This is a genomic window from Variovorax sp. EBFNA2 (genome assembly GCF_033802765.1).
GTDB lineage: Bacteria > Pseudomonadota > Gammaproteobacteria > Burkholderiales > Burkholderiaceae_C > Variovorax > Variovorax paradoxus_H.
Genome location: NZ_CP138496.1, coordinates 5,795,058 through 5,821,159, shown reverse-complemented (window position 1 = coordinate 5,821,159; position 26,102 = coordinate 5,795,058). Strand labels below are relative to the sequence as shown.

The window sequence follows — 26,102 nt, the reverse complement described above, 5'->3', positions numbered from 1 at the left end:
ATGAAGCTCGTCATCCTCGACCGCAACGGCACGATCAACGTGCACCGCGAAGACTTCGTCAAGAGCGACATCGAGTGGACGCCGCTGCCCGGTGCGCTCGAGGCCGTGGCGCGGCTCAACCATGCGGGCTGGCACGTGGTGGTGGCGTCGAACCAGTCGGGCCTGGGCCGCGGGCTGTTCGACATGGCCTCGCTCAATGCCATGCACGCCAAGATGCACAAGATGCTCGCGGCCGTGGGGGGCAAGGTGGATGCGGTGTTCTATTGCCCGCACAGCCCCGACGAAGGCTGTGACTGCCGCAAGCCCAAGGACGGGCTGTTCCTTCAGATCGGCGACCGCTTCGGCATCGACCTGAAAGGCGTGCCGACCGCGGGCGACAGCCTGCGCGACCTGCAGGCCGGCGCGTCCGCCGGCTGCGAACCGCACTTGCTGCTCACGGGCATGGGCGCGGCCTGCCGCGGGGTTCACCCGCTGCCTCCCGAATATCCGGCGGACACGAGGGTGCATGACGACCTCGCCGCCTTTGTCGACTTTCTGCTCGCGCGCGAAGCGCGGGCTGCACTGCAGGTGGCTGTCTGATGGCGTTTATCCGTTCCGTTCTCCACGCCCTGTGGATGCTTGTCACCGTGGTGCCCTGGGGCATCATCATGTGCGTCTGTTCGCTCTGGAAGCGCGGCATTCCGCTGTACTGGATGGCCGCGCGCTGGCTCGGCTGGGCGGTCGACGGTGCGCGCGTCATCATGGGCATCCGCACGCGCGTGACCGGCATGGAAAACCTGCCGACCGACCAGCTCGCCGGCGCCGTGCTGCTGGTCAAGCACCAGTCCACGTTTGAAACCTTTCTCATGCCCACGCTGATGCCGCACCCGCTGGCCTACGTGTTCAAGAAGGAGCTGATCTACGTGCCCTTCTTCGGCTGGGCGATGGCGCGGCTGGACATGATCCATATCGACCGCAGCCAGCGTGCGCAGGCCTTCAACAAGGTCGTGAGCCAGGGCCGCAAGCTGCTCGCGCAGGGCATCTGGATCATCATGTTCCCCGAAGGCACGCGCATTCCGCGCGGCCAGAAGGGCACCTACAAGAGCGGCGGCACGCGCCTGGCCTGCGAAACCGGCGTGCCCGTGATCCCGATCGCGGTCACCTCGGCCAAGGTCTGGCCGCGCAAGGCCTTCGTCAAGCGCCCCGGCGTGGTCGACGTGTCGATCGGCCCGGCGATCTCGAGCGTGGGCCGCAAGCCCGACGAGCTGATGCGCGAAGTCGAAGCCTGGATCGAGGCCGAGATGCGCCGCCTTGACCCTGAGGCCTACAGCGACAGCGCGGCGCAGCCGCAGCAGGCGTTGCCGCGCGAAGCGGGCTGACGCGCCTGCCTCAGAGCGAGCCCGACATGCAGGGGATGCTGCAATTCACGATGGACCTCTTCGAAGGGCTGGGGAGCACGCCGGCGCCTGCTGCTGCTCCGCCGCGGCGGCCGCGGAAGAAGGCGCCTGCGCCGGTGCCGCCCGCTGCTCCTGTGCCGGTGGTGGCTGCCACGCCTTTGTCCATCGAGCCCGTTGATCCGCGTCCTGCGGTGCCGTTGGCCGACACGTTGACGCTGGCGAATTTTGCGCATCCGCAGGCCACGCGTGAAGTGGTGCTGGGGTCGGCGCGCGTGGCCTACGAGTTCAAGCGGGGGCAGCGCAAGACCATCGGTTTTCTTGTCGGTGCCGAAGGCCTGTCGGTGCGAGCGCCGCGGTGGGTCACGCTGCGCGATGTCGATGCGGCGGTGCGTGAGAAGGCCGACTGGATTCTGCGCAAGCTGGCGGAGACGCAGCAACGCAATGCACGTGTCGAGGCGACGCGGATTGCTTGGGAAGATGGAGCGGAGTTTCCTTTTCTTGGCGAGCTGGTGGTGATCCGGCTCGATCCGAAACACGGGTTTGCCAGCGTCGGCGGCACGCTTGATCCTGCTGTCGAAGGCGGTGGCCCGCGGACGCTGCGGCTGGCTGTGGCGCAGAACGCGGCGCCTTCGCAGATTCGGGATGCGGCGCAGGCCTGGTTGATGCGGCAGGCGCGGAAGCTGTTCATTGAACGGCTGGATCACTTTGCGCCACTGCTGGGGGTGTCATGGCAGAAGCTGTCTTTGTCCAACGCTGCTACGCGGTGGGGGAGTGCGAGTGCGGATGGGTCGATTCGGTTGAACTGGCGGTTGATTCACTTCCGCCTGCCGGTGATCGACTACGTTGTGGCGCATGAGTTGGCGCATCTGCGGGTGATGGACCATTCGCATCGGTTTTGGGAGACTGTTGAGAGCGTGGTGCCTGACTATGGGGTGCTGAGGCAGCAGTTGAAGGATGAGGCTGTGCCTCGGTGGGGCTGATGTTTTTCGTTTGCTTCCCGAGGCCGGGAGTTCCGCCCGGCGGCGGACTTACTTTCTTTTGCTTCGCCAAAAGAAAGTAAGCAAAGAAAAGGCGACCCCACTGTCTGCGTCCCTCCGCTTCGCTGCGGGCAACCTGCGGTGCTCACGTTTCGCGGGGTCTCGCAGAACTCGCTTCGCTCAAACAGCTGCGAGCCCTGATCCGCGAAACGCTGCGCTCCTCGGCGCAGCCAGAGGGGATTTGGACACCGGACGGGCCTTTGCTTCGCTCGGCTTGGGATCGGGCCTTCGCTTCGCTCGGCGGGGAACTTGCTCCCTCTCCCCAAGGGGAGAGGGAGCAATGCAAGCCGAGCGAAGCGAAGGCTCGTGAGGTGTTCAGGCGCCGAGCGCAGCGATGGCGTGTCGGTCCCCCAACCCCTTCTGTATGCGCCGAGGAGCGCAGCGTTTCGCGGATCAGGGCTCGCCCTTGTTTGAGCGAAGCGAGTTTGGGCGAGACCCCGTGAAACGCGAGCACCGCAGGTTGCCCGAAGCGAAGCGCAGGGACGCAGACAGCAGGGTCGCCTTTCTTTTGCCTACGTTTCTTTGGCGAAGCAAAGAAAAGTAGGTCGGCCGCCGGGCCGAGACCCGGCCTCGGAACTCAACCAGCCCCGAGCGCCAAAAAATCAACGAGCGTGCGTGACCCCACCGTCCACCACCAACGTAGACCCCATCACATAGTCCCCCGCCCGCGACGCCAGAAAAATAGCCGCCCCAGCCATGTCCTCAGGCGTACCAATGCGGCCAGCGGGAATGCGGCCTTTGACCTCATCCCCGTGATCCCGCGCATCCTTGTTCATATCCGAAGCAAACGCCCCAGGAGCAATCGCACTCACCACGATCCGGTCCTGCGCCAGCCTCAGCGCCATCCGCCGTGTCAGCTGAATCAACCCCGCCTTGCTAGCCGCATACGAGTAAGTCTCTTGAGGATTCACAGAAATCCCGTCAATAGAAGCAATGTTGATCACCTTAGACAAATGATCCGTAGCAGCCTTCTTGAGCATCGGCGTCAACGCCTTCGTCAGGAAGAACGGCGTCTTCAAATTCAGGTCGACGACCTTGTCCCAACCACTCTCCGGAAACTCCTCATAAGGCGCCCCCCAGGCAGCCCCAGCGTTGTTGACCAGAATATCCAGCGCCCCTTCATGCTTCGCATAAGCATCGACCAGCGCCTGAGCCCCTTCCAAAGTCGAAACATCGGCAGGCAACGACACGCAATGCCCAAACGCCGACAGCTCCTTCGCCGTCTGATCACAAGCCGCAGCCTTGCGCGCCGAGATGTACACGCGCGCGCCTTGCGCCAGAAAGCCCTCGGCAATCATGCGGCCGATGCCGCGCGAGCCGCCGGTGATCAATGCGCTGCGGCCCTTCAGCGAGAAGAGTTGGGTGGTGTCCATGTGCGGTTGTCTCCTGAGTGGTGAAAAAGGGAAGTTCAATTCCCGTCAGGAGAAAGCTTAGTGCGCGATCCGCCCGCGCTGCGTCACCTAGGCGGCAGGCAGCGCCAGCCGGCGAGGGCTCTCGAAGGTGCGCAAGGCACCGCTCAGCGGGTCGATGAAGGCCAGCGACCGGGCCAGCAGCTGCAGCGGCTTGTCGAAGTCGTCGTTCCCCGCGGGCTGCAGCGTGGGATAGAACGGGTCGTTCACGATCGGCAGGCCCAGCGCCTGGCAATGCACGCGCAGTTGGTGCTTGCGGCCGGTGACGGGTGAAAGCTCCAGCAATGCATGGCCGTCGCGGGCCTCCCGCAGCACGATGCGGGTCTCGGAATTCGGCTCGCCGGGCGCTTCGCGCATCCGCATGAAATGGTCGTCGTCCACCAGCCGGCTGCGGTACACGGCGGGCACCGACGACACGCCCTCCTGCCACGGCACGACGGCCTCGTAGTGCTTGTCGATGCGCCGCTCGGGGAACATCGCCTGGTAGATGCCGCGCGTCTCGCGGCGCACCGAGAACAGCACCAGGCCCGAGGTGTTGCGGTCGATGCGATGCAACGGCACGAGGTCGTCCAGGCCGAGCTTGCGCTTCAGGCGCACCAGCAGGCTCTGCTGCACGTACTTGCCGGTGGGCGTGACGGGCACGAAGGGCGGCTTGTCGACCACGACGAGGTCGTCGTCCTGGTGCAGCACCAGTTCTTCAAAAGGGATGGGCGTCTCGGCGTCGAGTGCGCGGTAGTAGTACACGCGCAGCGGCGATTCATATCGGCGCGTGGCGGTGACGGGCACGCCGTGCTCGTCGCAGACGTCGTTCGCTTCAATGCGCGAGAGCCAGGCCTCGCGCGAGATGGCGGGAAAACGCTCGGCGAGAAAGTCGGCGATGGTGGACCAGGGGCCGTACGGCAGCGAGACACAACTCGGGCTCACGCCGTCGCGCGTGGGCATGGGGACGACGAAGCGGGGGCGCGTCATGGTGCAGCGGCGTCCAGCTCTGACAGCACTTCGGCGAACGACGGCCGTGCCGCCACTTCGGGTTGCAGGCAGCGCGCCGCGAGCGTGGTCAAGGGCGAAGAAGAAGCCGCATCGTCGCAGCGCTCGGCCAGCTCTTCGAGCAGGCAACCGAAGGCGCGCATCTCCACGCCTTGCAGCGCTTTCGCGTGCGCGGGGTCGAGCGCGCCCGTCATCCAGGCCGCGCCGAAGTCGCCGAGCCGCCCGCCGTCCTGCGCGTGCCAGAGGATGTTGTGGGCGTACAGGTCGCCATGCAGCACGCCGCGCGCATGCAGGTGCGCCATGGCCGCGGCGATGTCGCGCGCGATGCGCAGCGCGGTGCCGGCGGACCAGCGCGCATCGTCGGCATAGACGTCGCGGGTGCACGAAGCCAGGCTCGGCGGCCCGGCCAGGGTGATGAACGACGGCGGCACCAGCGCCATCACCAGGCCTTCGGTGCCGTCGGGGTGGCCGTCGATGCGGCCTTGCGCGGCGATCAATGTCGGGTGCGCGCCGGCCGCGATGCAGGCCGCCATCTCGCTGTGCGGCCAGCCGTCGCTGGTGACGGCGCCCTTGAACAGCTTCACTGCAACGGGCAAGGCAGCGTCGTCCGGTGTGGCCAGCGTGGCGCGGTGGATCACGCCCGAGGCGCCTTCACCGAGCTTCGGGCCGAGCGTGAGGTCGCGCCAGTCGACGTGCGGCACGGTGGGCGCGTCGATGGCCGCGTCTTCGGTCGGCGCATCGAACGGGTTGCCCGCGCAGGCCAGCCACGCCAGGCGCGGCAACGTGTGCAGCCACTCAGGCAACACCTCGAAGCGGTTGGCCGACAGGCGCAGCAGCTCGATCTGCTGGCAGCGGGCCACCGACGCCGGCAGCGCGCGCAGGCGGTTGCCGGCCAGCATCAGCTTCTGCATGCGCGTGCAGTCGCCTAGCGTGTCGGGCAGTTCTTCGATGGCGTTGTCGGTCAGGATCAGCCAGCGCAGCGAGGGCGGCAGCGCCTCGGCGGGCACGTGGGCGATGCGGTTGGCTTTGAAGCCCACGATGTCGAGCTGGCGGCACTGGCCGAGGGACGCCGGCAGTTCGGTGAAGCGGTTGTCGGAGCAGAACAGCACGCGCAGTCGGTGCAGCCGGCCGAGGTCGTCGGGCAGTGCGGTGAGCGCATTGCCCGTGAGGTTCAGCGTTTCGAGGGTGTCGGCGAGCGCAAAAATCTCGCGCGGGAACTCGGTGAGTCCGCACGAGAGGTCCAGTCGTCGTGCGCCAGCCAGCCGGCCGGCGCACAGCTCAGCCAGCGTGTCCATGCGGGAAGTCTACCCAGCCGAAGCGGCCCCGGCGCCGAAGCGGTAGACGCCGTCGGCATCGAGCGTGCGCTTCACCTGCCCCGAGAACCACAGCAGGTGCAGGTGGGCCACGGTCTCGCCCATGGCGAAGGTGATCTGGTGCAGGTCGAGCTCGCGCTTGAACAGGATCGGCAGGCCCTCCGACGCCGTGATCGGGCGCGCGAGGCAGGCTTCGAGCAGCTCGGCCAGACGGTCGCGGTGGTGCTCCTGCAGCTGGTCGACGCGGCGGTGGATGCCGGTGAAGGGCTTGCCGTGCGAGGGCAGGCCCAGCGTGTCGGCGGGCAGGGCCTTGAACTTGTCGATGCTGTCCAGGAACAGGCGCAGCGAATTGGCCTCGGGCTCGCCCGCGTGCACGCTCACGTTGGTCGAGATGCGCGGCAGCATCATGTCGCCGCCCAGCAGCAGCCTGGGCTCGGCGCAGTACAGCGCGATGTGCTCGGGCGCGTGGCCGTAGCCGCTGATGCAGCGCCACTCGCGCCCGCCGATGGTGACGATGTCGCCGTCCATCATGCGCACGTAGCGGTCGGGTACGGCGGGCACCATGTTCGTGTAGTAGCTGCTGCGTGCGCGGATCTTGGCGACCGACTCGGGGTTGCTCAGTCCGTGCGAGACGAAGAAGTCGGCCGCCGCATCGCCGCCCGCGAGCGTGTCGCCGGCGCTGCACAGCACGCGCGCCACGTGGTAGTCGGTGGCGCTGATCCACAGCGGCACGTTCCAGCGCTTGCACAGCCAGTCGGCCAGGCCGATGTGGTCGGGGTGCATGTGGGTGACGAACACGCGCAGGATCGGCAAGCCCTGCAGCTGGGTCTCGAAGATCTGTTCCCACTGGGCGCGGGCCTCGTCGTGCGCGATGCAGCAGTCGACCACGGTCCAGCCTTCGACGCCGTCGATCGTGTCGCGCAGCAGCCAGAGGTTGATGTGGTCCAGCGCAAAGGGCAGCCGCATGCGGATCCAGCGCACGCCGGGCGCCACTTCCATCGCTTCGCCGGCGGCGGGCAGGGTGTCGCCCAGGGGGTAGTGGAGTTCGCGTTCGAGGAGGTTCATGTATGATTGACGTTTACGTAAACGTCATGGGTTGAGGCTTCATTGTAAAGAATGCGCCACCAACCTGCTGTCGCCCCCGCAACCCTTGCCGCCCATGCCCGCGCAGACCTTCACCATCAGCCAGCTCGCCAAGGAGTTCGACCTCACGACGCGCGCCATCCGCTTCTATGAAGACATGGGCCTGCTGTCGCCGGAGCGGGCCGGCCTGCAGCGCGTGTACAGCGCGCGCGACCGGGCGCGGCTCACGCTCACGCTGCGCGCCAAGCGCCTGGGCCTGACGCTGGTCGAGGCGAAAGACATCCTGGACATGTACGACAGCCCGCGCGACACCGTGCCGCAGCTGGAGAAGTTTCTGGGCGTGCTCGGCGCCCACCGCGCGCAACTCGAGGCGCAGCTGGCCGAACTGCAGGCCAACCTCGCCGAAGTGCGCGAGCACGAGAAAAAGGGCCGCGCCACGCTGGTCAAGGCGCAGAAGGCCGTCAAGGCCACCAAGGACGCCCCCGGCGGCGAATGCCCGTCCGACACAACGACTCACTGACAATAGACCACCATGCCCTCCGACAACCTCGACGACCTCTTTGCCCACAACCGCGCCTGGTCCGCCCAGATGGAACGCGACCGGCCCGGCTTCTTCACCGGCCTCGTCAAGCAGCAGACGCCGCGCTACATGTGGATCGGCTGCTCCGACAGCCGCGTGCCCGCCAACCAGATCACCGGCCTGGAGCCGGGTGAAGTGTTCGTGCACCGCAACGTGGCCAACATCGTGGTGCATTCCGACCTCAACGCGCTCTCGGCGATCCAGTTCGCGGTCGAGCACCTGAAGGTCGAGCACATCATGGTGGTCGGCCACTACGGCTGCGCCGGCGTGAAGGCTGCGCTCAGCGGCAAGCGCATCGGCCTGGCCGACAACTGGATCCGTCACATCCAGGACGTGCGCGACCGCCACAGCGTGATGCTCGACAGCCTGCCCGAAGACGTGCGCGTCGATGCGCTGTGCGAACTCAACGTGGCCGAGCAGGTGGTCAACGTGGCCGTCAGCACCGTCATGGTCGACGCCTGGGCGCGCGGCCAGAAGGTGCGCATCCACGGCTGGACCTTCGGCGTGCACGACGGCCTGCTGCAAGACCTCGGCCTGAGTGCCGACGGCGACAAGCCGCTCGACGCCATCTACAAGGCCGCCGTGCAGCGCATCCGCTACAAGTGGAGCAAGCCCGCAGGCGCCTCGCCGTCGGCGCAAGCGGGTGCCGACGGCACCGAAGGCGTGGAGCGCGCAGAGACCCCGCCAGCCGCCTGAGCGAACCCGTCGCTGCCATCGCCGGTACCGTTGCCATGTTCCCGCAGCGCCTCGATTCGCCGCTGGCCTACGACATCGCGAAGGCGATGATCGACGGGTTCAACCGGCACTACCGGCTGTTCCGCGCCGAATCGGCGCGCGCCAAGCACCGTTTTGAAACGGCCGACTGGCACGGCCAGCAGCGCGCGCAGCGCGAGCGCATCGAGTTCTACGACCTGCGCGTGAACGAGGCCGTGGCCCGGCTCGAAAAAGAGTTCAAGGCCGGCGACCAGCCCATGGAAGTCTGGCACCAGGTCAAGCTGCACTTCATCGGCTTGCTGGTGAACCACCACCAGCCCGAGCTGGCCGAGAGTTTCTTCAACTCGGTCACCACGAAGATCCTGCACCGCGCGTACTTTCAGAACGACTTCATCTTCGTGCGCCCGGCCATCAGCACCGAGTACATCGAGCCGCGCGGCGCACCGACCTACCGGCCCTACTACCCGTCGCAGGCCACGCTGCCCGACATCATCGAGCAGATGCTCGACGACTTCGCGCTGCAGGGCAGCTACGCCAACAAGCGGCGAGACGCCGAGCGCGTGGCGCACGTCATCCTGAACCGCTTTCACCAGGTCAAGCTGCGCGCCAACTTCCAGCTGCAGGTGCTGTCAGGGCTGTTCTATCGGAACAAGGGCGCGTACGTGGTCGGCAAGATCATGAACGGCTTCACCGAGATTCCGTTTTCGCTGCCCCTCCTGCACGACACCCGCGGCAAGTTCTACATCGATGCGGCGCTGTTCGGCGAAGACGACCTGCAGATGCTGTTCAGCTTTGCGCGCGCCTACTTCATGGTCGACATGGAAGTGCCTTCGGCCTGGGTGCAGTTTCTGCGCTCGCTCATGCCGCGCAAGCCGCGCGCCGAAATCTACAACGCGCTCGGCCTGGCCAAGCAGGGCAAGACGCTGTTCTACCGCGACTTTTTGTCGCACCTGAACTACTCGAGCGACCGCTTCCGCATCGCGCCCGGCATCAAGGGCATGGTCATGCTGGTGTTCGACCTGCCGTCGTTTCCCTTCGTGTTCAAGGTCATCAAAGACTTCTACCCGCCGCAGAAAGACACCACGCGCGAGCAGATCAAGGGCAAGTACATGCTCGTGAAACAGCACGACCGCGTGGGCCGCATGGCCGACACGCTCGAATACAGCAACGTGGGTTTTCCGCTCGACCGCTTCGAGCCCGAGCTCATCGAAGAGATCCGCAAGTTCGCGCCCAGCCAGCTGGAAATCGGCGACCGCGACGGCAACGGGGAGATGGAAGTCGTGCTCAAGCACGTCTACATCGAGCGCCGCATGATCCCGCTGAACATCTACCTGCAGGAAGCCTTCGACACGCTGGCCCATCCCGAGAGCCCGGCCCATGCCAAGCGCGCGAAAGACCAGCTGGAGCACGCAGTCATCGAGTACGGCAACGCCATCAAGGACATGGTCGCCGCCAACATCTTTCCCGGCGACATGCTGTGGAAGAACTTCGGCGTCACGCGCGGCGGCAAGGTCGTGTTCTACGACTACGACGAAATCGAATACGTCACCGACTGCAAGTTCCGCAAGGTGCCCACGCCGCGCAACGAAGAAGACGAGATGAGCGGCGAGGTCTGGTACTCGGTGGGCCCGAAAGACGTGTTCCCCGAAACCTTCGAGCCCTTTCTGCTCGGCAACAGCGACGTGCGCGCCGCCTTCATGGCGCACCACGCCGACCTGCTCGACGCCGCCTTCTGGCAGCACCACAAGGAACGCATCCAGGCCGGCCAGATGCTCGATGTGTTCCCGTACGAAGAGTCGCAACGCTTCCAGCATGAAGGCCACGCGACGCATTTCTGACCGCCCGTTTCCCGATTCCGTTTTCGTTTTGTTTTTGACTTCACTTTCACATTCCTGAAGGAGACCTCCATGTCCGAATCCATCGTCATCGTCGGCGCCGCACGCACCCCCATGGGCGGCTTCCAGGGCGACTTTTCGTCCCTCTCCGCGCACGACCTGGGCGGCGCGGCCATCAAGGCGGCTGTCGAGCGCGCCGGCATCGCGCCCGAGAGCGTGGGTGAAGTGCTGTTCGGCAACTGCCTCATGGCCGGCCAGGGCCAGGCCCCGGCGCGCCAGGCGGCCTACAAGGGCGGCCTGCCCGACAGCGCGGGCGCCGTCACGCTCAGCAAGATGTGCGGCTCGGCCATGAAGGCCGCGATGCTCGCGCACGACCTGCTGCTGGCCGGCACGCACGACGTCATCGTGGCAGGCGGCATGGAAAGCATGACCAACGCGCCCTACCTCATGCTCAAGGGCCGCGGCGGCTACCGCATGGGCCACGACAAGATCTATGACCACATGATGCTCGACGGCCTCGAAGACGCCTACCAGCCGGGCCGCTCCATGGGCACCTTCGGCGAAGACTGCGCCGCCAAGTACAACTTCACGCGCGAGCAGCAAGACGCCTTCGCCATCGCCAGCGTGCAGCGCGCCAAGGCCGCCACCGAATCCGGCGCCTTCAAGGACGAGATCACGCCCGTCACCGTGAAGGGCCGCGGCGGCGACACCGTCATCTCCATCGACGAAGGCCCGGGCAAGGTCAAGCTCGACAAGATCCCCACGCTCAAGCCCGCGTTCAAGAAAGAAAACGGCACCATCACCGCCGCATCGAGCTCGTCGATCAACGACGGCGCCGCCGCGCTGGTCATGATGACCGAGTCGCACGCGAAGAAGATCGGTGCCAAGCCGCTGGCGCGCATCGTCGGCCACGCCACGCACGCACAGCAGCCCGAGTGGTTTGCCACCGCGCCGGTCGGCGCCGTGCAGAAGCTGTTCGCCAAGACCGGCTGGACCGTGAAGGACGTCGACCTGTGGGAGGTGAACGAAGCCTTCGCCGTCGTGCCCATGGCCCTCATGCACGAGCTCGACGTGTCGCACGACATCGTCAACGTGAACGGCGGCGCCTGCGCGCTGGGCCACCCCATCGGCGCCAGCGGCGCGCGCATCATGGTCACGCTGCTGCACGCGCTGAAGGCGCGCGGCAAGAAGCGCGGCGTCGCCACGCTGTGCATCGGCGGCGGCGAAGGCACCGCGGTCGCGCTCGAATTGCTATAACGCCAGGAGCCGCCGGCGCCCGGGGAGAGGGCGCCGGCCAGTTTCCACCCCGGACACTTCAAACAAAACCATGCGTAGAGCAGGAGATTTCATGCGCCCATCCCTTCACCGTACCGCCGTTGCCGCCGTGCTCGCTACCGCCTTCGTGGTAGGTGGCGCCTGGGCCCAGAAGCGCGACAACGTGCTGTTCCAGGCCGCCACCGACGAGCAGCCGGCGGTGATCAAGACGCTCGAGAAGCTCGTCAACATCGAGACCGGCACCGGTGACGCCGAAGGCATGGCCGCCGCCGGCGCGTACCTCGAGGGCGAGCTGAAGAACCTCGGCTTCACCGTCACGCGCAGCAAGTCGGCCGGCCTCGTGGTCGGCGACAACATCGTCGGCAAGCTCAAGGGTCGCGGCGGCAAGAACCTGCTGCTCATGTCGCACATGGACACCGTGTACACCAAGGGCACGCTCGCCAAGGCGCCGTTCCGTGTCGAAGGCGACAAGGCCTACGGCCCCGGCATCGCCGACGACAAGGGCGGCAACGCCGTCATCCTGCACACGCTCAAGCTGCTCAAAGACTACGGCGTGCGCGACTACGGCACCATCACCGTGCTGTTCAACACCGACGAAGAAAAAGGCTCCTTCGGTTCGCGCGACCTGATCCAGGAAGAAGCCAAGCAGGCCGACTACGTGCTCTCGTTCGAGCCCACCAGCGCCGGCGACGAAAAGATGTCGCTCGGCACCTCGGGCATCGCCTACGTGCAGGTCAACATCACCGGCAAGGCCTCGCACGCGGGCGCCGCCCCCGAGCTGGGCGTGAACGCATTGGTCGAGGCATCCGACCTCGTGCTGCGCACCATGAGCATCGACGACAAGTCGAAGAACCTGCGCTTCAACTGGACCATCGCCAAGGCCGGCAACGTGTCGAACATCATCCCGGCCAGTGCCACGCTGAACGCCGACGTGCGCTACGCACGCAACGAAGACTTCGACGCCGCCATGAAGACGCTCGAAGAAAAGGCGCAGCAGAAAAAACTGCCCGAGGCCGACGTCAAGGTGCTCATCACGCGCGGCCGTCCGGCCTTCAATGCGGGCGAGGGCGGCAAGAAGCTCGTCGACAAGGCCGTGGTCTTCTACAAGGAAGCCGGCGGCAGCGTGGGCGTCGAAGAGCGCACCGGCGGCGGCACCGATGCAGCCTACGCGGCGCTCTCGGGCAAGCCCGTGATCGAAAGCCTGGGCCTGCCCGGCTTCGGCTACCACAGCGACAAGGCCGAGTACGTCGACATCAGCGCCATTCCGCGCCGCCTGTACATGGCCGCGCGCTTGATCATGGACCTGGGCGCCGGCAAGTAAGCCGCGCACCCACCGACAAGAAAGAACTGGAGACAACGCCATGCTGCTCAGCGCAGACCAGGAAGCCATCCGCGACGCCGTGCGCGATTTTTCGCAGGCCGAGATCTGGCCCCACGCCCCCCAATGGGACCGCGACCACAGCTTTCCGAAGGAAGTGCACCAGGGCCTGGCCGCGCTGGGCGCCTACGGCATCTGCGTGCCCGAAGAGCACGGCGGTGCGGGCCTCGACTACCTCACGCTCGCGCTCGTGCTCGAAGAAATCGCGGCCGGCGACGGCGGCACCAGCACCGCCATCAGCGTGACCAACTGCCCCGTCAACGCCATCCTCATGCGCTACGGCAACGCGCAGCAGAAGAAGAAGTGGCTCGAGCCGCTGGCCCAGGGTCAGATGCTCGGCGCCTTCTGCCTCACCGAACCGCAGGCCGGCAGCGATGCCTCGAGCCTGCGCACCACCGCGCGCAAGGACGGCGACGGTTACGTGATCGACGGCGTCAAGCAGTTCATCACCAGCGGCAAGAACGGCCAGGTAGCCATCGTCATCGCCGTCACCGACAAGGGCGCCGGCAAGCGCGGCATGAGCGCGTTCATCGTGCCCACCGACGCGCCCGGCTACAACGTTGCGCGCGTCGAAGACAAGCTCGGCCAGCACAGCAGCGACACCGCGCAGATCAACTTCGACAGCTGCCGCATCCCGGCCGAGAACCTCATCGGCGCCGAAGGCGAGGGCTACAAGATCGCGCTCGGCGCACTCGAAGGCGGGCGCATCGGCATCGCCGCGCAGAGCGTGGGCATGGCCCGCAGCGCCTTCGACGTGGCCGTGGCCTACGCCAAGGAACGCCAGGCCTTCGGCGGCGCCATCTTCGACCAGCAGGCCGTGGGCTTTCGCCTCGCCGACTGCGCCACGCAGATCGAAGCCGCGCGCCAGCTCATCTGGCACGCCGCCAGCCTGCGCGACGCCGGCCGGCCTTGCCTGAAAGAAGCCGCCATGGCCAAGCTCTTCGCCAGCGAGATGGCCGAGCGCGTGTGCAGCGCCGCCATCCAGACCCTGGGCGGCTACGGCTACGTGAACGACTTTCCGCTCGAGCGCATCTACCGCGACGTGCGCGTGTGCCAGATCTACGAAGGCACGTCGGACATCCAGAAGCTGCTGATTCAACGCGCGCTCGCGTGATCACGTGAGCCGGCGCCGCGGCCGACCCTGGGGCTCGATCGCCGCGGCACTCGTGCTCGCGGCGCTGGCCGCCTGGAGCTTCGTCATCGAGCCGCGCTGGGTGGCCGCCCGCATCGAGCCCTTGGGCTCGGCGCAGTGGCAACCGCCCGCCGGCCTGAAGGTCGCCGTGGCCAGCGACTGGCACCTCAGCACGCGCTCGCTGTGGCGCGTGACCAGCGCCGACCGCGCCGCGGCCATCGCCGACCAGATCAACGCGGCGCAGCCCGACGTGATCCTGCTGCCCGGCGACTTTCTAGCCGGCTCCGGCGACGACGAAGACCTTTCCATCGAAGCCATGGCCGCCGTGCTCGGCCGCCTGAAGGCGCCGCAGGGCGTGTACGCGGTGCTCGGCAACCACGACTGGTGGCACGACGGCGAACGCACCGCCAAGGCCCTGTCCGCGCAGGGCATCCGCGTGCTGGAGAACGCCTCGGTGCGCCTGCCCGGACACGACCTCTGGGTGGTCGGCATCGGCGACGACTCCACTGGCCATTCGCAGCCCGACAAGGCCCTGGCCCGCGTGCCACCCGGCGCCGCCACGCTGGTCATGATGCACGACCCCTTCAGCTTCGCCGGCATGCCGCGCACGCAGGGGCTCGTGGTGGCGGCGCATACGCACGGCGGGCAGATCAGCGTGCCGGGCTACGGCGCAATCGTGGTGCCCGGGCGCGCGCCGCGCGAGTGGGCCTACGGCTGGATCGCGCACAAGGACAACAAGCGGATGTACGTGACCAGCGGGCTTGGCGTGAGCATCCTGCCGGTGCGGTTCAACATGCGGCCTGAGTGGGTGATGTTTCGATAGGGGCGTGTCAGTCGCTGAAGCTTGACGGGCGTCTGAGAGAGCGCGTACATTGCTTTTGCCTCGTGATGAGCGAGGTCGGGATTGGCGTCCCGCTGACATCCTGCGACGAAAGCCGCAGTTACCGCACAAGGTCTGCGGCTTTTTCATTCGCGCTTCTTTTTTAGGCGGCTCGAATGGGAGGGCTCGCGCCCTGCCGGTTTCCGCAAGGATGTCCCGGTACGCCAACCCGTTCGAGCTGCCGCCCCCGATTGGCGTCGGGTGCGTCGGTTGTTGCAAATCGACATCCTTGGAGGCCTATGGCCACTGCTTCAGATGCGGGTACCGACGCCGGTTGCCCTTGCGCGTCTCAACGATCCACTGCCTTGTTCAAACCCTTTGAATGGGTGCAAGGTGAACGGCTTGCTCCTTCACTGCAAAGCCGTGCAGCCTTTCTCAACGAGGCGCGCGACGTGGTGCAGGGCGCTCAGACGTTGGTTCAGTTGCTCGAATGGGATGAGGATCGACGCGACACCGCTACTTCCGATGCGGACCCTGCGCCGCTTTTCGATGCATGCCAGCGCAGTTCGCTGCAGCGGTTTCTTGCGGTCTCGCTGGGGCTTCTGCATGCTCGGATTGAAGCGCAGTGCGAGGGGTTAACCGAGTAGCAGAGCGACGCAGGGCTTGCGGTGCGTGGAGCCCTGCGGCGATGAGGCCAAGTCTTTTTTCCGTCATCGTCTAAGCTGCAAAGCCCATAGGAGGGGAATCGACGATGAAAAAACTTAGTTTGACGCTAGAGCATTGCTACGGCATCCGCAAGCTTGAAACCGTACTGGACTACTCCAAGTGGCCCACAGTTGCCATTTACGCTCCTAACGGCGCAATGAAGAGCTCGTTGGCCAACACCTTTCAAGATATCGCCGACGGCACTCCCTCGAAGGATCGGATTTTTCGAGATCGAGTCAATCGTCGCGAAATAAAAGACGAAACGGGCGCAGATATCGCAGCGGGGAACGTGTTGGTTCTTCGTCCCTATGAGGAAGTGGGCCAGAAGACGGGGGAGACCGCGACGCTGCTAGTGAATCTTGCGCTGCGTCAAGAGTACGAAGCCCTGCACGCGGAGATCAACACGGCTAGGGGAGCATTCCTCAAAGCCGTAAAGACACAGGCGAAAACGAAGCGAGAAGTGGATCGCGAGATATCTTCAACTTTTACGGCGTCTGGAAATCAGCTCGACACTGCACTAAATCGAATCAAGGACGAGCTCGCGTTGCAGCAGGGCGCTCCATTCGCAGACATCCCCTATGACATCGTGATGGATGAGAAGGTGCAAGCGTTCCTTGCGACGGGGGACTTCCGAACAGCGATCGACGACTACGTCAAGAAGTACAACGAACTGCTCGCGGCTTCCCAATACTTCAAGAAGGGAGCCTTCAACTACTACAACGCCGCCAATGTCGCGAAGCAGCTGAAAGACAACGGGTTCTTCGAGGCGAAGCACACTGTTAGCCTGAACGGGGACGAGAAGGTCGAGATAACTTCGGAAGCGCAGCTTGAAGAACTGATCAAGAAGGAAAAAGAAAAGATCACGGGTGACGCTGACCTCAGAAAAAGGTTCGAGGCGCTAGAGAAGCAGATCCAGAAGAACGTGACGCTGCGGGAATTCGAGGCATATCTACAGGACCACGAAGGACTGTTGCCTGAGCTAGCCGACTTTGCGTCATTCAAAGAGAAGCTCTGGAAGTCGTATATCAAGGCCAACTATGACTCGTACACCTCACTGCTCGAGAAGATCCAGCTAGCGGCTGCCCGTACCACGGAGATTCAGGAGCAGGCGGCTCAGGAAGAGACTCTTTGGCAAACGGTCATTGACATCTTCAACGACCGCTTCGTGGTTCCATTCAGGCTTGAGGTTGCAAACAAGGTTCAGGTCATGCTCGGTGTGGAGGCCGTGCCACGGCTTGGATTCATCTTCAGAGATGGAGGCGACGAGCTTCAGGTCGACCGAGATGCTCTCCTTCAAACCCTCAGTACGGGGGAGAAGAAGGCGTTCTACGTGCTAAACATGCTCTTCGACATCGAAGTGCGCCGCCAGAGCGGCGAGGAAACCTTGGTTGTTGTGGACGATATCGCCGATTCGTTCGATTACAAGAACAAGTACGCCATTGTTCAGTACCTCTCCGACCTTGCTGAAGACCCTCGCTTCAAACAGCTAATCCTCACTCACAATTTCGATTTTTTCAGAACCATAGAAAGTCGGAAACTTGTTCATCGAAGCAACTGCTTTATGGTTTCGAAAACCGCCCAGGGCGTGGCGCTGCAAGGAGCAGTCGGAGTAAAAAATGTCTTTGTGAATGTTTGGAAGCCGCGCTTCTACGTTGATCAGCGAATGAAGATTTGCTGTATTCCGTTCATGCGTAACCTGATCGAGTACACGAAAGACGAGTCGGATGTTGACTACGTAAAGCTCACGTCACTCTTGCACTGGAAGGCGGACTCTATCCAGATCACGGTGGCGGATTTGGACGGAGTTTATGGGCGACTTTTCGCCCCGAATGGACAGTCGGCCAACGGAGCTGATCTTCTTCTTGACTTGATCAACGCAGAGGCGCTGGCGTGTTTGCAAGCGCCCGATGGCATCAACTTCGAGAACAAAGTGGTGCTTGCCATGGCCACCAGATTGCGAGCGGAGAAGTTCATGGCGGACAAGATCAACGACGCAGCGTGGTTGGCTGCTATTAGCGCGAACCAAACGCCTGTCTTGCTGTCGCGCTACCGTGAGCTATTTGGTGGCGATGCCGCCAGTATTCGGGTCTTGCGAAAAGTGATGTTGATGACGCCTGAGAACATTCACTTGAACTCCTTCATGTACGAACCCATCCTCGACATGTCGGATCAGCACCTTCGGCAGCTGTACACCGAGGTGGCAGCGCTGGCCTAGTTGATGCCATTGACGACTTGAGGGTGGGTGCACTGATGGCCGGTATAGAACTGCGCAGCAATTTCTCTCCCGAACTTCTCTGAGCGCCAATGCGTGGGTGTGCCTGCAATTCCGGCAGACCCACGCCAGCCGATGCCCCTCCCCACGCCCGGCGGACATGCCCCGAAGCCACCCCAAACCCCACCTTCAACCCCCGCCGCGCCAAGTGTTCCAATAGAGCCCTTCATGAGCGCCACCGACCCCACTCCCGGCCCCTGCCCCTGCGGCCGCACCGACCGTCGCGACAAGCCCATCGGCTACGCCCTGTGCTGTGGGCGCTACCTCGACGATTTCGAGAACACGCCCGCGCCTGACGCCGAATCGCTGATGCGTTCGCGTTACTCGGCCTTCGTGCTGGCCCGCGCCGACTACCTGCTCGCCACCTGGCACGCGTCGAAGCGGCCGGCTACGGTCGAGTTCGAGCCGGGCGTCAAATGGCTGGGGCTGGACATCCGCTCGCGCTCGGTGCTCGACGCCGACCACGCCGAGGTCGAGTTCGTCGCCCGCCAGCGCAGCGCGGCGGGCGTGGCGTTCCGCCTGCACGAGCGCAGCCGCTTCGTGCGCGAAAACGAGCGTTGGTATTACGTCGACGGCGACCTGCACCAGCCGCCGCCGGCCTGACGGGTTGACGGCACCGGGCTTCGGCCCGCACAATCGGCCCCGCTCCGGGGTGCACACATGTGGTGTGCTGAGATGGCAAAGCTGCCGACCCGCGAACTTGATCCGGGTCATACCGGCGTAAGAAGAGCTGCACTCCCTGACTTCGGTCCGTCACTCCCTTTTCTGGTGGCGGGCCTCCCGAGGTCCACTGAGCGATTGCGGAGCACCCTTTCCCTCAACAAGGAGTGCCTCCCGATGAATGCCCCCGATAAATTCACCTCGCTGCTGTCGCTGACGCGCGAACCCTTTCCTGCGTCGCACAAGTGCGTCATTCCGGGCAGCCGGCCCGACCTGTTCGTGCCCGTGCGCGACGTGGCGCTGACCAACGGCGAAACCGTTTCCCTGTACGACACCTCGGGCCCCTACACCGACCCGAAGGTCGAGATCGACGTGCGCCGCGGCCTGCCCGACGTGCGCAGCGCCTGGGTCATCGAGCGTGGTGACACCGAAAGTTATGAAGGCCGCACGCACCACGCGCTGGACGACGGCGCCAAGAACGAAGACCGCGACGCACAGCGCCTGGCCGAGCTGCGCGCCGGTGCCTCGGCACTGCAGCGCACGCCGCGTCGCGCCAAGTCGGGCGCCAACGTCACCCAAATGCATTACGCGCGCCGCGGCATCGTCACGCCCGAAATGGAATACGTGGCCCTGCGCGAGAACGGCAAGCGCGAGTGGATGGCCGAGTACCTGGCCAACGAAGAGCGCGCCAAGCGCGTGGCGGGCAACCCGATGGGCGCGAGCATCCCGCGCATCATCACGCCCGAGTTCGTGCGCGACGAAGTGGCCCGTGGCCGCGCGATCATTCCCGCGAACATCAACCACCCCGAGGTCGAGCCGATGGCCATCGGGCGCAACTTCAAGGTGAAGATCAACGCCAACATCGGCAACTCGGCCGTCACCTCGAGCATCGAGGAAGAGGTCGAAAAGCTGGTGTGGGCGATTCGCTGGGGCGCCGACAACGTGATGGACCTGTCGACCGGCAAGAACATCCACACCACGCGCGACTGGATCGTGCGCAATTCGCCGGTGCCCATCGGCACGGTGCCGATCTACCAGGCGCTCGAAAAGGTGGGCGGCGTGGCCGAAGACCTCACCTGGGAAATCTACCGCGACACGCTCATCGAGCAGGCGGAGCAGGGCGTCGACTACTTCACCATCCACGCGGGCCTGCGCCTGCCGTTCATTCACCTCACGGCCGACCGCATGACGGGCATCGTGTCGCGCGGCGGCTCGATCATGGCCAAGTGGTGCATTGCGCACCACAAGGAGAGCTTCCTCTACACGCACTTCGAGGACATCTGCGACATCATGAAGGCCTACGACGTGAGCTTCTCGCTCGGCGACGGCCTGCGCCCCGGCTCGGGCGCCGATGCGAACGACGAGGCGCAGTTTGCCGAGCTGCGCACGCTGGGCGAGCTCACGCAGATCGCCTGGAAGCACGACGTGCAGACCATGATCGAAGGCCCGGGCCACGTGCCGATGCACATGATCCAGGCCAACATGGACGAGCAGATCAAGCACTGCCACGAGGCGCCGTTCTACACGCTCGGCCCGCTGACCATCGACATCGCGCCGGGCTACGACCACATCTCCAGCGCCATCGGCGCCGCCATGATCGGCTGGGCCGGCACCGCGATGCTCTGCTACGTGACGCCCAAGGAGCACCTGGGCCTGCCCGACCGCGACGACGTGAAGCAGGGGATCATTGCCTACAAGATCGCCGCGCACGCCGCCGACGTGGCCAAGGGCCACCCGGGTGCGCGCTCGCGCGACGACGCGCTGAGCAAGGCACGCTTCGAGTTCCGCTGGCAAGACCAGTTCAACCTGGGCCTGGACCCCGACACGGCGCGCGAATTCCACGACGAGACACTGCCCAAAGACTCGAGCAAGGTGGCGCACTTCTGCTCGATGTGCGGCCCCAAGTTCTGCTCGATGAAGATCACGCAGGAAGTGCGCGAGTACGCCGCCAAGAAGGGCGTGGCGGAGCGCGAGGCCGTGGCCGAGGGCATGGAAGAGAAGTCGAAAGAATTCATGGCCGGAGGCGGCGAGATCTACATCCCGATCCGACCCGTCGCTTGATAGCTTGAGTCTCCCCGTGCGGAAAGGGGCCGTTGCTACCATGGGGCCAGACCCCTGAACTCCTGCCTCGCAATGACCCCTTTCCCCTTTTCCGCCGTTCTCTTCGATTGCGACGGCGTGCTCGTCGATTCCGAGCCCATCACCAACCGCGTGCTCGCCGAAATGCTCGGCGAACTCGGCTGGCACCTGACGCCGACGGAGTCGATGGACATCTTCACCGGCAAGGCCGTGAAAGACGAAACGGCGCTCATCGAGGCGAAGACCGGCTTCAGGATCACCGACGACTGGCTGCGCGGCTTCCGCGCCCGCCGCAACGAGGCGCTCGACCGCGACCTCGTCGCCATTCCCCACGCGCCTGCGGCCATCCGCGAAATTCACACGCGGCTCAAGGGCCGCATCGCCTGCGCCTCGGGCGCCGACCGTCACAAGGTCGAGCTGCAACTGGCCAAGGTCGGCCTGCTCGACTGCTTCGAAGGCCGCATCTTCAGCGGCCACGAGATGCCGCGCTCCAAACCGTATCCCGATGTGTACCTGGCCGCGGCGGAAGCGCTCGGTGTCGACCCGACGCGCTGCGCGGTGGTCGAAGACACGGTCACCGGCGCCACCGCCGGCGTGGCCGCGGGTGCCACGGTGTTCGGCTACAGCACGGGCGAGTCGGGCCACAGCGGCCCGGGCGCGTTGCGCGGCGCGGGTGCCGTGGCCGTGTTCAGCGACATGACCGAGCTGCCCGCATTGCTGGCCAGCTACGGCCTGCAGGCGGCCTGAGTTTCTGATGCAATGACGTTTGTCGTCAGCGTGTGGTCGCGCGTCTCTCGCGCACACGCGCTCCCTCTTTCTCACGTTTCGCAAGGACTTCGCCCATGACCTCCGAATACCAGACCGAGCAACCCGACCGCAGCGAAATCGACGCGCTCCAGGGCCCGGCCGTGGTGGAGTTCGGTACCAACTGGTGCGGCATCTGCAAGGCCGCGCAGCCGAACATCGCCGAGGCTTTTGCCAAGTTTCCGAATGTGCGCCGCATCAAGGTGGAAGACGGCAGCGGCCGCCCGCTGGGGCGTTCGTTCAACGTGCGGCTGTGGCCCACGCTGGTGTTCATGCGCGACGGGCAACAGGTCGCGAAGCTGGTGCGTCCGGAAGACAGCCAGTCGATCGCCGATGCGCTGGCGCTGATCGATTCGCCGGCCTGAGTTCCGGCTCTCAGGGCACGCGCACTGAACGGGGTCGCTACAACCCCAGCTGCCGAAAGTCCCGCGGCGCATGCCCCGTCCACTGCAGGAACGCGCGCGAAAAACTCTTCTCGTTGCGAAACCCGACCGCCAGCGCCACCTGCTTGATCGGCCGCGTGGTCCGGCGCAGTTGCTCCACCGCCAGCTCGTGCCGCACCTCGTTCTTCAGCACCTGCAGCGAGGTGCCTTCTTCGTGCAGCTGCCGGTGCAGCGTGCGCCCCGACACGTTCAGCAGCCCCGCCAGCGCTTCCGCCGTGGTCGCCTCGCCGGCGCGCGCGCGCAGCAGTTCGCGCACGCGCTGGCCCAGCAGGCGGTCGCGGCGGTACTGCAGCACCGTGAGCGGCAGGGCGCGCTTGAGCATGGTGCGCAGCGCGCGCTCGTCGCGCAGCAGCGGCAGCGCGAGGTAGCGCTCGTCGAAGCTGATGCTGGCCTGCGGCGCGTCAAAGTGCACGTCGGGCGTGAACATCAGCGGGTAGGCGTCGTGGTGCGGCGGCGCCGCAAAAGGAAAGGTGGCCTGGCGCAGCGAGATGCGCGAGTCGATCGCCCAGCACACGTAGCCGTGCATGAAGCGCAGGCTGGTCACCAGGCAGAACTCGCGGAACGCCGCATCGAGCGGGCGGTTCTCGGTGATGCGCAGCGTGGCCACGCCGCCGGTCACCTCCAGCGCGAGCGTGATGTCTTCGGTCAGCAGGCGGTGGTGGCGGCACCAGCGCTTGATGGCCACGCCCAGGTCGGGCGAGGTCAGCGAGGCGCGGCACAGCATGCCGTAGCTGCCCCAGGGCAGGCGGCGCGAGAACCAGCCCAGGGCCTCGTCGTCCAGCTCCTGCATCGCGTGGCCCGACAGCGCCTCGAACTGCGCGGCCGTCACCCGCGCGCCGGGGCGGCTCAGTTCACGCGGCGCGATCTGTGCCGCCTGCAGGGCCTGCGCCGGGTCCTTGCCGTAGCGGGCATACCCTTGCACGATGGCTCGCACGAAGGCCATCGGCGTGACGGCGCGGGCGGGTCGCAGGAAGGCGGGAGACGACAAGGTTGAGTGCATCGGTCGTGGCGCAATTTGCAACCATTGTGGCGCCAATTGCGGCGCGACGAGGCGTAAGCTGCGACTTTTCAAGCGCCATTCCGCGCGGGCAGCCCTGCGCGCCGACCCCTTCAGAGGAGACAAGACTCATGCACGATTTCGGCCTCAACTTCGACCTGGGCGACGACATCGACGCGCTGCGCAGCGCGATCCAGGACTTCGCCGCCCACGAAATCGCGCCCCGCGCCGCCGAGATCGACCGCGACAACCTGTTCCCGCACGACCTCTGGCAAAAGCTCGGCGAGCTGGGCCTGCACGGCATGACGGTGAAGGAAGAATTCGGCGGCACCGAGCTGGGCTACCTGGCCCACATCGTGGCCATGGAAGAAGTCTCGCGCGCCTCGGCCTCGGTGGGCCTGTCGTACGGCGCGCACTCCAACCTGTGCGTGAACCAGATCCACCGCAACGGCAGCGACGCGCAGAAGAAAAAATACCTGCCCAAGCTGGTGAGCGGCGAGCATGTCGGCGCGCTGGCCATGAGCGAGCCCAACGCCGGCTCCGACGTGGTGAGCATGAAGCTCAAGGCCGAGAAGAAGGACGGCTATTACGTGCTCAACGGCGGCAAGATGTGGATCACCAACGGCGGCGACGCCGACACGCTGGTCATCTACGCCAAGACCGAACCCGAAATGGGCGCGCGCGGCATGACCGCCTTCATCGTCGAAAAGAACTTCAAGGGCTTCTCTGCCGGCACCAAGCTCGACAAGCTCGGCATGCGCGGCTCCAACACCTACCCGCTGTTCTTCGACAACTGCGAAGTGCCCGAAGAGAACGTGCTGGGCGGCGAAGGCATGGGCGCCAAGGTGCTGATGAGCGGCCTCGACTACGAGCGCGCCGTGCTCTCGGGCGGCCCGCTGGGCATCATGGCCGCCTGCATGGACGCCGTGATTCCCTACATCCACGAGCGCCAGCAGTTCGGCCAGAGCATCGGCGAGTTCCAGCTGATGCAGGGCAAGATCGCCGACATGTACTCGACCTGGCAGGCCACCCGCGCCTACGTGTACGCCGTGGGCAAGGCCTGCGACCGCAACGACCACGCGCGCACCTTCCGCAAGGACGCGGCCGGTGCCATCCTGTACTCGGCCGAGAAGGCGACCTGGATGGCCGGCGAGGCGGTCCAGACGCTGGGCGGCGTGGGCTACACCAAGGACTTCCCGGTGGAGCGGCTGTGGCGCGACGCCAAGCTGTACGAGATCGGCGCGGGCACGAGCGAAGTGCGCCGCATGCTGATCGGGCGCGAGCTGTTCAGCGAAACGGCCTGAGCTGTTTTTCTCCCTCCCCCGCTGGGGGAGGGCAGGGGTGGGGGCAAGCGGCGTCCGATGAAGCACAGCGCCTAGCAAACGCCGCTCGCCCCCATCCCAGCCTTCCCCCGGAAGGGGAAGGAGCAAGTCAAGGAGACAAGGAACATGAGCATGACTGCTGCGTTGACCGAGAGCTACGGCAAGGGCGCCACCAACGTCCCCCTCATCGAACACCCCATCGGCGACTTCTTCGACGACATGGTCGCCAGGCAGCCCGAGCGCGAAGCCCTCGTCAGCCGCCACGAAGGCCAGCGCTTCACCTACCGCGCGCTGCAGACCGCATCGAACCGCCTCGCGAGCGCGCTGCTGAACCTGGGGCTCGTGCCCGGCGACCGCGTAGGCATCTGGTCGCACAACAACGTGCCCTGGGTGCTGATGCAGATCGCCACCGCCAAGGTCGGCCTGGTCCTCGTGAACATCAACCCCGCCTACCGCACCTCGGAGCTCGAGTACGCGCTCAACAAGGTCGGCTGCAAGGCGCTGGTGACGATGGCGCAGTTCAAGACCAGCGACTATCTGGGCATGCTGCGCGAGCTGGGCCCGGCGAAGCTGCCGCAGCTGCTGCACACCTTCTGGATCGACGCAAAGCCCGGCCAGGGCGACGAGCAGCCCGGCATGCGCCGCTTCAGCGAGCTGCTGGCCAGCGGCGATGCGGCCGATGCGCGCGTGGCCGCCACGCAGAAGACGCTGAAGGCCACCGACCCGATCAACATCCAGTTCACCAGCGGCACCACAGGCTTCCCCAAGGGCGCAACGCTCACGCACCGCAACATCCTGAACAACGGCTTCTTCATCGGCGAGTGCATGAAGCTCACGCCGGACGACCGCTTGTGCATTCCGGTGCCGCTGTACCACTGCTTCGGCATGGTGCTGGGCAACCTGGCCTGCCTCACGCACGGCTCGGCCATCGTGTACCCGAACGACGGCTTCGATCCGCTCACGGTGCTCGAAACGGTGCAGGCCGAAAAATGCACGGGCCTGCACGGCGTGCCCACGATGTTCATTGCCGAGCTGGACCATCCGCGCTTCAAGGAGTTCGATCTGTCGACCTTGCGCACCGGCATCATGGCCGGCTCGCCGTGCCCGACCGAGGTGATGAAGCGCGTGGTCGACCAGATGCACCTGAACGAGATCACCATCGCCTACGGCATGACCGAAACCAGCCCCGTGAGCTGCCAGAGCAGCACCGACACGCCGCTGGACAAGCGCGTGTCGACCGTCGGCACGGTGCAGCCGCACCTCGAGGTGAAGATCATCGACCCCGAGACCGGCGCGGTCATGCCCATCGGAAAGTCGGGCGAGCTGTGCACGCGCGGCTACTCGGTGATGCACGGCTACTGGGAAGACGAACCCCGCACGCGCGAAGCCATCGACGCCGAGCGCTGGATGCACACCGGCGACCTCGCCACGATGGACGCCGAGGGCTACGTGAACATCGTCGGGCGCATCAAGGACCTCGTGATCCGCGGCGGCGAGAACATCTACCCGCGCGAGATCGAAGAATTCTTGTACCGCCATCCGAAGGTGCAGGACGTGCAGGTGGTCGGCCTGCCCGACAGGAAGTACGGCGAAGAACTCTGCGCCTGGATCATCGTCAAGCCCGGCCAGAGCGCCACCGACACCGAGATCCGCGACTTCTGCAAGGGTCAGATCGCGCACTACAAGGTGCCGAAGTACATCCAGTTCGTCACCGAGTTCCCGATGACGGTGACCGGCAAGATCCAGAAATTCAAGATCCGCGATGCCATGACCGAGCAACTCGGTCTCACGCAAGAAAAGACAGCATGAGCGCGGCGCAGAACCGCTTCAAGCTAGCTCGCTCCCCCTTGGGGGGAAGTGAGGACACGACAGTGCCGAACA

23 protein-coding genes and 1 riboswitch are annotated in these 26,102 nt (G+C 65.4%); of the genes, 18 read left to right on the top strand and 5 right to left on the bottom strand.

Annotated features, from left to right (window positions below; genetic code table 11):
* From gmhB to RZE79_RS27340, 3 genes are read left to right on the top strand one after another with little or no spacing between them, the layout of a single operon-like run.
* Window positions 1-579 carry a D-glycero-beta-D-manno-heptose 1,7-bisphosphate 7-phosphatase gene (gmhB, locus tag RZE79_RS27350; RefSeq protein ID WP_192193828.1) on the top strand — a complete coding sequence of 193 codons (579 nt, stop codon included), beginning with the start codon at window positions 1-3 and terminating at the stop codon, window positions 577-579.
* Entirely contained in the window at window positions 579-1,358 is a 780-nt protein-coding gene (locus RZE79_RS27345) for a lysophospholipid acyltransferase family protein (RefSeq protein ID WP_319357652.1), read from the top strand. The genes gmhB and RZE79_RS27345 overlap by 1 nt, the downstream gene beginning before the upstream one ends.
* A 26-nt stretch (window positions 1,359-1,384) precedes the next feature.
* Complete coding sequence (locus RZE79_RS27340; RefSeq protein WP_319357651.1) at window positions 1,385-2,356, top strand: SprT family zinc-dependent metalloprotease; 972 nt, start codon at window positions 1,385-1,387, stop codon at window positions 2,354-2,356.
* A gap of 659 nt (window positions 2,357-3,015) precedes the next feature.
* Here RZE79_RS27340 and RZE79_RS27335 read toward each other — a convergent pair.
* The 4 genes from RZE79_RS27335 to RZE79_RS27320 all read right to left on the bottom strand — a co-directional run bounded on the left by RZE79_RS27335 (window position 3,016) and on the right by RZE79_RS27320 (window position 7,187).
* Window positions 3,016-3,786, bottom strand: a complete 771-nt coding sequence (locus RZE79_RS27335) for an SDR family oxidoreductase (RefSeq protein ID WP_153281891.1) — start codon at window positions 3,784-3,786, stop codon at window positions 3,016-3,018.
* A gap of 87 nt (window positions 3,787-3,873) precedes the next feature.
* Entirely contained in the window at window positions 3,874-4,791 is a 918-nt protein-coding gene (locus RZE79_RS27330; RefSeq protein WP_319357650.1) for a pseudouridine synthase, read from the bottom strand.
* Window positions 4,788-6,104, bottom strand: coding sequence for a leucine-rich repeat-containing protein kinase family protein (locus RZE79_RS27325; protein WP_319357649.1), 1,317 nt, complete (start codon window positions 6,102-6,104; stop codon window positions 4,788-4,790). The genes RZE79_RS27330 and RZE79_RS27325 overlap by 4 nt, the downstream gene beginning before the upstream one ends.
* Before the next feature lie 9 nt (window positions 6,105-6,113).
* Entirely contained in the window at window positions 6,114-7,187 is a 1,074-nt protein-coding gene (locus RZE79_RS27320; protein ID WP_319357648.1) for an MBL fold metallo-hydrolase, read from the bottom strand.
* 94 nt (window positions 7,188-7,281) lie between these two features.
* Here RZE79_RS27320 and RZE79_RS27315 point away from each other — a divergent pair, with 94 nt between their 5' ends.
* From RZE79_RS27315 to RZE79_RS27255, 13 genes are all read left to right on the top strand, one after another.
* A complete protein-coding gene (locus RZE79_RS27315; protein WP_319357647.1) occupies window positions 7,282-7,725 on the top strand; it encodes a MerR family DNA-binding transcriptional regulator in 444 nt (147 codons plus the stop codon).
* 12 nt (window positions 7,726-7,737) lie between these two features.
* On the top strand, window positions 7,738-8,481 hold the full coding sequence (gene can / locus RZE79_RS27310; RefSeq protein WP_319357646.1) for a carbonate dehydratase: 744 nt from the start codon (window positions 7,738-7,740) through the stop codon (window positions 8,479-8,481).
* Between the two features lie 35 nt (window positions 8,482-8,516).
* A complete protein-coding gene (aceK, locus tag RZE79_RS27305) occupies window positions 8,517-10,337 on the top strand; it encodes a bifunctional isocitrate dehydrogenase kinase/phosphatase (protein WP_319357645.1) in 1,821 nt (606 codons plus the stop codon).
* A gap of 69 nt (window positions 10,338-10,406) precedes the next feature.
* Entirely contained in the window at window positions 10,407-11,591 is a 1,185-nt protein-coding gene (locus RZE79_RS27300; protein ID WP_099793223.1) for an acetyl-CoA C-acyltransferase, read from the top strand.
* A 91-nt stretch (window positions 11,592-11,682) separates the two neighbouring features.
* Entirely contained in the window at window positions 11,683-12,930 is a 1,248-nt protein-coding gene (locus tag RZE79_RS27295) for a glutamate carboxypeptidase (RefSeq protein ID WP_319357644.1), read from the top strand.
* Window positions 12,931-12,970: 40 nt separating this feature from the next.
* Entirely contained in the window at window positions 12,971-14,101 is a 1,131-nt protein-coding gene (locus RZE79_RS27290; protein ID WP_153281899.1) for an acyl-CoA dehydrogenase family protein, read from the top strand.
* A gap of 4 nt (window positions 14,102-14,105) precedes the next feature.
* The gene (locus RZE79_RS27285; protein ID WP_319357643.1) at window positions 14,106-14,942 is read left to right on the top strand and encodes a metallophosphoesterase; all 837 of its coding nucleotides are present in this window, start codon (window positions 14,106-14,108) and stop codon (window positions 14,940-14,942) included.
* 362 nt (window positions 14,943-15,304) lie between these two features.
* Window positions 15,305-15,586, top strand: coding sequence for a hypothetical protein (locus RZE79_RS27280; RefSeq protein WP_319357642.1), 282 nt, complete (start codon window positions 15,305-15,307; stop codon window positions 15,584-15,586).
* 104 nt (window positions 15,587-15,690) lie between these two features.
* Window positions 15,691-17,859, top strand: coding sequence for a phage infection protein (locus RZE79_RS27275; protein ID WP_319357641.1), 2,169 nt, complete (start codon window positions 15,691-15,693; stop codon window positions 17,857-17,859).
* Window positions 17,860-18,084: 225 nt separating this feature from the next.
* Window positions 18,085-18,519 (top strand): YchJ family metal-binding protein, encoded by a 435-nt coding sequence (locus RZE79_RS27270; protein ID WP_319357640.1) that lies wholly within the window; start codon window positions 18,085-18,087, stop codon window positions 18,517-18,519.
* 35 nt (window positions 18,520-18,554) lie between these two features.
* Window positions 18,555-18,660, top strand: a riboswitch (TPP riboswitch).
* A gap of 93 nt (window positions 18,661-18,753) precedes the next feature.
* Window positions 18,754-20,637, top strand: coding sequence for a phosphomethylpyrimidine synthase ThiC (gene thiC, locus RZE79_RS27265; protein ID WP_319357639.1), 1,884 nt, complete (start codon window positions 18,754-18,756; stop codon window positions 20,635-20,637).
* Between the two features lie 72 nt (window positions 20,638-20,709).
* Window positions 20,710-21,402 (top strand): HAD family phosphatase, encoded by a 693-nt coding sequence (locus RZE79_RS27260; RefSeq protein ID WP_319357638.1) that lies wholly within the window; start codon window positions 20,710-20,712, stop codon window positions 21,400-21,402.
* 95 nt (window positions 21,403-21,497) lie between these two features.
* Window positions 21,498-21,824: a thioredoxin family protein gene (locus tag RZE79_RS27255; protein WP_319357637.1), complete on the top strand. Its 327-nt coding sequence runs from the start codon at window positions 21,498-21,500 to the stop codon at window positions 21,822-21,824.
* A 37-nt stretch (window positions 21,825-21,861) separates the two neighbouring features.
* Here the strand turns inward: RZE79_RS27255 and RZE79_RS27250 are convergent, their stop codons facing one another.
* Window positions 21,862-22,890: an AraC family transcriptional regulator gene (locus RZE79_RS27250; RefSeq protein ID WP_319357636.1), complete on the bottom strand. Its 1,029-nt coding sequence runs from the start codon at window positions 22,888-22,890 to the stop codon at window positions 21,862-21,864.
* 140 nt (window positions 22,891-23,030) lie between these two features.
* Here RZE79_RS27250 and RZE79_RS27245 point away from each other — a divergent pair, with 140 nt between their 5' ends.
* Together RZE79_RS27245 and RZE79_RS27240 are read left to right on the top strand one after the other, a co-directional pair.
* Window positions 23,031-24,203 carry an isovaleryl-CoA dehydrogenase gene (locus RZE79_RS27245; RefSeq protein ID WP_099793207.1) on the top strand — a complete coding sequence of 391 codons (1,173 nt, stop codon included), beginning with the start codon at window positions 23,031-23,033 and terminating at the stop codon, window positions 24,201-24,203.
* Window positions 24,204-24,347: 144 nt separating this feature from the next.
* Window positions 24,348-26,030, top strand: coding sequence for an AMP-binding protein (locus tag RZE79_RS27240; protein ID WP_319357635.1), 1,683 nt, complete (start codon window positions 24,348-24,350; stop codon window positions 26,028-26,030).
* Window positions 26,031-26,102 lie beyond the last annotated feature (72 nt).

Bases quoted from the DNA above. Each gene is read 5' to 3' on its own strand.
- gmhB (WP_192193828.1), top strand. From the start codon at position 1: ATGAAGCTCGTCATCCTCGACCGCAACGGCACGATCAACGTGCACCGC.
- RZE79_RS27345 (WP_319357652.1), top strand. From the start codon at position 579: ATGGCGTTTATCCGTTCCGTTCTCCACGCCCTGTGGATGCTTGTCACC.
- RZE79_RS27340 (WP_319357651.1), top strand. From the start codon at position 1,385: ATGCAGGGGATGCTGCAATTCACGATGGACCTCTTCGAAGGGCTGGGG.
- RZE79_RS27335 (WP_153281891.1), bottom strand. From the start codon at position 3,786: ATGGACACCACCCAACTCTTCTCGCTGAAGGGCCGCAGCGCATTGATC.
- RZE79_RS27330 (WP_319357650.1), bottom strand. From the start codon at position 4,791: ATGACGCGCCCCCGCTTCGTCGTCCCCATGCCCACGCGCGACGGCGTG.
- RZE79_RS27325 (WP_319357649.1), bottom strand. From the start codon at position 6,104: ATGGACACGCTGGCTGAGCTGTGCGCCGGCCGGCTGGCTGGCGCACGA.
- RZE79_RS27320 (WP_319357648.1), bottom strand. From the start codon at position 7,187: ATGAACCTCCTCGAACGCGAACTCCACTACCCCCTGGGCGACACCCTG.
- RZE79_RS27315 (WP_319357647.1), top strand. From the start codon at position 7,282: ATGCCCGCGCAGACCTTCACCATCAGCCAGCTCGCCAAGGAGTTCGAC.
- can (WP_319357646.1), top strand. From the start codon at position 7,738: ATGCCCTCCGACAACCTCGACGACCTCTTTGCCCACAACCGCGCCTGG.
- aceK (WP_319357645.1), top strand. From the start codon at position 8,517: ATGTTCCCGCAGCGCCTCGATTCGCCGCTGGCCTACGACATCGCGAAG.
- RZE79_RS27300 (WP_099793223.1), top strand. From the start codon at position 10,407: ATGTCCGAATCCATCGTCATCGTCGGCGCCGCACGCACCCCCATGGGC.
- RZE79_RS27295 (WP_319357644.1), top strand. From the start codon at position 11,683: ATGCGCCCATCCCTTCACCGTACCGCCGTTGCCGCCGTGCTCGCTACC.
- RZE79_RS27290 (WP_153281899.1), top strand. From the start codon at position 12,971: ATGCTGCTCAGCGCAGACCAGGAAGCCATCCGCGACGCCGTGCGCGAT.
- RZE79_RS27275 (WP_319357641.1), top strand. From the start codon at position 15,691: ATGAAAAAACTTAGTTTGACGCTAGAGCATTGCTACGGCATCCGCAAG.
- RZE79_RS27270 (WP_319357640.1), top strand. From the start codon at position 18,085: ATGAGCGCCACCGACCCCACTCCCGGCCCCTGCCCCTGCGGCCGCACC.
- thiC (WP_319357639.1), top strand. From the start codon at position 18,754: ATGAATGCCCCCGATAAATTCACCTCGCTGCTGTCGCTGACGCGCGAA.
- RZE79_RS27260 (WP_319357638.1), top strand. From the start codon at position 20,710: ATGACCCCTTTCCCCTTTTCCGCCGTTCTCTTCGATTGCGACGGCGTG.
- RZE79_RS27255 (WP_319357637.1), top strand. From the start codon at position 21,498: ATGACCTCCGAATACCAGACCGAGCAACCCGACCGCAGCGAAATCGAC.
- RZE79_RS27245 (WP_099793207.1), top strand. From the start codon at position 23,031: ATGCACGATTTCGGCCTCAACTTCGACCTGGGCGACGACATCGACGCG.
- RZE79_RS27240 (WP_319357635.1), top strand. From the start codon at position 24,348: ATGAGCATGACTGCTGCGTTGACCGAGAGCTACGGCAAGGGCGCCACC.